At 69.3% G+C, this 5,276-nt stretch carries 3 protein-coding genes; all 3 read left to right on the top strand.

What is annotated here, in order from left to right; all coding sequences use genetic code 11:
* Positions 1-464: hypothetical protein (locus ACH4PU_RS36095; protein ID WP_398282294.1), on the top strand; the 464-nt coding region annotated here is incomplete at its 5' end.
* Complete coding sequence (locus ACH4PU_RS36090) at positions 461-1,036, top strand: hypothetical protein (RefSeq protein ID WP_398282291.1); 576 nt, start codon at positions 461-463, stop codon at positions 1,034-1,036. The genes ACH4PU_RS36095 and ACH4PU_RS36090, both read left to right, overlap by 4 nt.
* Positions 1,033-5,276, top strand: a 4,244-nt coding sequence (locus ACH4PU_RS36085) for a putative T7SS-secreted protein (protein ID WP_398282288.1), incomplete at its 3' end; no start/stop codon positions are given. The genes ACH4PU_RS36090 and ACH4PU_RS36085, both read left to right, overlap by 4 nt.

The following is a 5,276-nucleotide window of genomic DNA, read 5'->3' as shown; positions in this document are numbered from 1 at the left end:
AGAGCGCACGGTATTGTCCTGCGTCAGGAGGAACCGGTGTGCTGACATTGCGTGAAGAATTAACGGCGTTGTATGTGGGTGAAGTTGAGCCGGCGGAGGTCGTGGGGGCCTTCCGGCGGGCGGCGGTCGTCGTACCGCTTGATGAGCGTGGCGGATTGTGGACGGCGTCGTACGGGGGTGTGGGGTGGATCCACGCGTTCTGTGATGAGGCGGCGTTGGCGCGGTTCGTGATGGCTCGGGCCGAGGCGTGCGGGGTGGCGGTCCGGCCTGGTGAGGCGGTCGTGGATTACGTCACGTCCTTGGGCGCGCGTCTGCTGGACGTGGTGATCCCGGCGGTCGGGGAGCCGACCGGAGTGGCTTTGGACGTGGGTGGTGACACGCCTTTCTTCCTGCCGCCTGTGGCGGGTGTCGTGCCGGACGCGGTGGCGGTGGCGACGGTCGCCGCAGGGGGAGGAGAGGGATGAGCGGCGGCGGAGCTGATCTGGCGGCGGACCGTGAGGCGCTGGGGCAGATAGCCCAGGGTCTGACGGCCGCTCTCGCCGAGTTGAAGGAACTTGGGATGGCCGGGGAGTCGGCGGCGGGCCGGGGTTTCTCCGACTTGCAGATGACCGGTATGGAAACGGGTCATGACGGCCTGACGGGTGCGTTGAAGACTTTTTGTGAGCGCTGGGAGTGGGGCGTGCGGTCGTTGGTCCGCGATGGGAACCAGTTCGCCCGCCGGGTGGGGCTGGCCGCCGGCTCTTATTACGAAGAGGACCAGTACGCCAAGAGGACGCTCAAGGTCGGGGTGGCCGCGTTCGGTACGGATCCGACGCTCTCCGACGAGCAGGTCGAGAAGATGTCGATGGACGAGCTACGGGAGCACGGGAACTTCGCCCACGTGGACTACAGCAAGAAGTCTTTCGAGGATGCCTTCGACAACGCGGTGCGCACCGGGAAGGACGTCGCGAAGGACCATATCGACACCAGGCTCCATGCTCTGAAGGCCGCGCAAGATGCCGCGAAGGGCGTGGCCGGTGCGGGGGAGCACGGATGAGTTTTCTGGGTGACCTCGGCCACGGGCTCAAGAAGCAGGTTGACAAGGTCGGCGACAAGGCCGAGGGGGTGTGGAACGAGGGCAAGAAGCAGGTCGGCAGGGGCGTCAGATACGTCTCCCACGAGGTCGGTGACGGGCTTGATGCGGTGGGGATGCACGGCTTGGCCGATGGCGTGGACGACTTCGGTGACAATTTCGCCTCCCGCATGGGTGCTCATGTCAGTGAACAGCAGCTCGGGGAGACCGAGGAGGCCAATGAGCTGATTCACGGGAAACCGGGGAAGATCCGCTCGTCTGCGTCCCACTTGTCGGATTTCGCGGCGGCGTTCGGGCGGGTCCGCGACGGCATGTCCCGGCTGGATTCCGAGCACTGGAAGGGAAAGGGCGCGGACGCCTTCCGTGAGAAGTTCGCCATGCACCCTCCGCAGTGGGGGCACGCGGCGAAGGCGTGCGAGGACGCGGCCAAGGCGCTGACCCGGTATGCGGAGACGGTCACCTGGGCCCAGGGCAAGGCGAAGGAGGCCATCGCCCTCTACAAGGAGGGCAAGAAGGAGCAGAAGGAGGCGTTCGACGCCTACAAGGCGCAGGTCGAGGCCTTCGATAAGGCGGCGAAGGAATACAACGCGAAGCTGGACGACGGCAAGGACCCGGGAACGCGTCCGACGCCGCCCGGTTCCTGCCCGAACGTCGGCGCGGAGAAGATGCAGCACGCGCAGGAGGTGCTGACCAACGCCCGTACCCAGCGCGACCACGCGGCGCAGGCCGCGGCGGCGGCGGTCAAGGGGGCCTTGGCCCATGCCCCGAAGAAGCCGGCGTTCAGCGACCGCATGGAAATGAACCTGGGTGACTTCGAGTCGGCCGCCGGCGTCGAGTTGACGCATTTCGCCGGCGGTATGACCAAGGGCGCGGCGGGTGCGGTGAAGTTCGTCCGGACGGTGGCGCCCATCGACCCGTACAACATCACGCACCCGGGGCAGTATCTGACCCATATGACCAACATGGGGGCCGGGATCATGACCCTGGCCAACCATCCCGGCCAGATACCCGGTGCTGTGCTGGGAACCGGCTGGGGCAAGGATGCCTCCGAAGCCGCCGGGCGGCTGGGCTTCGACGCCCTGACCGCCATGGCCAGCGGAGGGAGCAGCGTCGGCGCGACGGCGGCCCGGCGCACGGCGGTGAACGTGGCCGAGCACGGCCTGGAGGAGGCCGGCGCCCGGGGGCTGAGGGGTCTTGGCAAGGACGCCGAACGGGAAGCGGGCGCGGCTCGCGGACAGCACGAAGCCGATCCGCATGGCGGGGCGAAGAAGGACGGCGAGCGCGACTGCGGCGGGACCGACCCGGTCGACCTCGCCTCGGGCCACATGTTCCTCGCCCAGAGCGACGTCAGCCTCCCCGGCGCCCTTCCCCTGACCTTCACCCGGAGAGTGGGCTCGAACTACCGCGCCGGCCACTGGTTCGGCCCGTCCTGGTCGAGCACGGTCGACCAGCGGCTGGAGATCGACGCGAAGGGAGTGGTGTTCGTCCGCGAGGACGGCATGATCCTCTCCTACCCCCACCCGGCCCCCGGCGTCCCCACCCTCCCCTCGCACGGCCCTCGTTGGCCCCTGGAGTCAACGGAGGAGGGCGGCTACACCGTCACGGACGCGCGTGGGAACCGCACGTGGCACTTCACCGCCCCGGTCCCGTGCGGCGACGACCGGCACGAGATAGCCCTGCTGGACCAGATCACGGACCGCAACGGTCACTGGATCACCTTCGACTACTCGGCCGAAGGCGTCCCCACCGGCATCACGCACCACGCCGGTTACCACATCCGCATCACCACGCACGGCAGCCGGGTCACAGCCCTGCACCTGGGCGACGTGGAACTGATGCGCTACGCCTACGCGGACGGGAACCTGACGGAGGTCGTCAACTCCTCCGGCCTCCCCTTGCGCTTCACCTACGACGACCGCCGCCGCCCCACGTCCTGGACGGACCGCAACGACCGCTCGTACCGGTACGAGTACGACGACCGCGACCGCTGCGTGTACGAGACCGGCGAGGCGGGCCACCTGCGGTGCACGCTGGAGTACGGCGACCCCGATCCGGAGACCGGGCTGCGCGTCACCACCCTCACCAGCGCCCTGGGCCACACCAGCCGCCACGTCTTCGACCAACGGTCACGGCTGGTGGCCGAGACGGACCCCACGGGCGCGACGACGCTCTTCACCTGGGATACCCGGGACCGTCTCCTCTCCCACACGGACCCGCTCGGCCACACCACGGCCTTCTCCTACAACGAGGCGGGCGATCTGCTCTCGGTGCTCCGTCCGGACGGCAGCGAGAGCACCGCGCGCTACAACGCCCTGGGGCTTCCCGAGGAGATCACCGAACCCGGCGGCGCGACCTGGCGGCAGACCTACGACGCGGCGGGCAACCGCGTCTCGGTGACCGACCCTTCCGGCGCCACGACCCGGTACGCCTACGACGAGGCGGGCCACCTGACGACGGTCACCGACCCCCTCGGGCACGTCACACGGCTGCGGTGCGACGCGGCGGGCCTGCCGTCGGAGGTGACGGACCCCCTCGGGGGAACGACCCGCTACGAGCGGGACGCCTTCGGCCGCACCACCGCCATCACCGACCCGCTGGGAGCCGTGACCCGCCTCGCCTGGACGACGGAGGGCCTGCTCGCCCGCCGCACGGACCCGGACGGCGCGCAGGAGACCTGGACGTACGACGGCGAGGGCAACTGCGTCACGCACACGGATGCCCTGGGCGGAGTGACGCGCAACGAATACACCCACTTCGACCTCCTGACCGCCCGCACCACCCCCGACGGCGTCCGCCACACCTTCACCCACGACACCGAACTCAGACTCCACACCGTCACCAACCCCCAGGGCCTGACATGGTCCTATGCCTACGACCCGGCGGGACGTCTGACGTCGGAGACGGACTTCGACGGCCGCACGCTCACCTACGCGCACGACGCGGCAGGACGGCTGACCGAGCGGACGAACGGCCTCGGCCAGACCATCGGCTACCACTACGACCCCGTGGGCCGGATCACCGGGAAGGACGCGGCGGGGAAAATCACCACGTATGCGCATGACGCGGCGGGCCACCTCGTGGAGGCAGCTGGCCCGGATGTGACGCTGGTCTACTCCCGAGACCGCCTGGGCCGGGTCAAGTCCGAGACGGCGAACGGCCGGACCCTGTCGTACACCTACGACAAGCTGGGCCGACGCACTCGGCGGGTGACGCCGGGGGGTGCGGTGACGACGTGGACGTACGACGCGGCGGGCCGACAGACCGGCCTGACCGCCTCCGGACACGCTTTCGCCATGGAGCACGACGCGGCGGGCCGCGAGGTGGCCCGCCGCTTCGGCCAAGGACTCACCCTCGCACACACCTGGGACGCGACGGGTCGCCTCACCGCGCAGACGCTCTCGACGTCCGTCGCACCCGACCCGCTCCAGCACCGGGTGTTCACCTACCGCCAGGACGGCAGTCTCACCGGCATCACCGACTCGGCGACGGGTCGCCGAACCTTCGACCTGGACGCGGCGGGCCGCGTCACCGCCGTCCACGCCCAGGGCTGGACGGAACGCTACGCCTATGACGAAGCGGGCAACCAGACGCAGGCTTCCTGGCCCACGGACCACCCAGGCGCGGAGGCCCACGGCCCCCGCACCTACACCGGTACCCGAATATCCCAGGCGGGCCGGATCCGCTACGAACACGACGCCCAAGGCCGCGTGGTCCTCCGCCAGAAGACCCGCCTGTCGCGGAAGCCGGAGACGTGGCGCTATACCTGGGACGCGGAGGACCGCCTGACCGAGGTTGTCACGCCCGACGGCACCAAGTGGCGCTACCTCTACGACCCCTTCGGCCGCCGCACGGCCAAGCAACGTCTGACGCCGGCGGGCGACATCGCGGAACAGGTGGACTTCACCTGGGACGGCCCGACTCTGGCCGAACAAACCACCACATCCAACGAACTACCGAACCCCGTCACCCTCACCTGGGACCACGACGGCCTCCACCCCGTCGCCCAAACGGAACGCATCTCAGCAGCAGACGCCCCCCAACGCGAAATCGACCGACGCTTCTTCGCGATCGTCACCGACCTCGTCGGCACACCGACGGAACTCCTCGACGAGACGGGAACGACGGCCTGGCGCTCGCGCGCCACGCTGTGGGGGACCACGGCGTGGCCGGCGGACAGCACGACTTACACGCCTCTACGATTCCC

Origin of the sequence: Streptomyces sp. NPDC021100 (assembly GCF_044333095.1) — a bacterium.
Classification (GTDB): domain Bacteria; phylum Actinomycetota; class Actinomycetes; order Streptomycetales; family Streptomycetaceae; genus Streptomyces.
This window is presented reverse-complemented; position numbering and strand designations above follow the sequence as displayed.

Excerpts from the sequence above, each read along its gene's own strand:
- ACH4PU_RS36090 (WP_398282291.1), top strand. The coding sequence starts at position 461 with ATGAGCGGCGGCGGAGCTGATCTGGCGGCGGACCGTGAGGCGCTGGGG.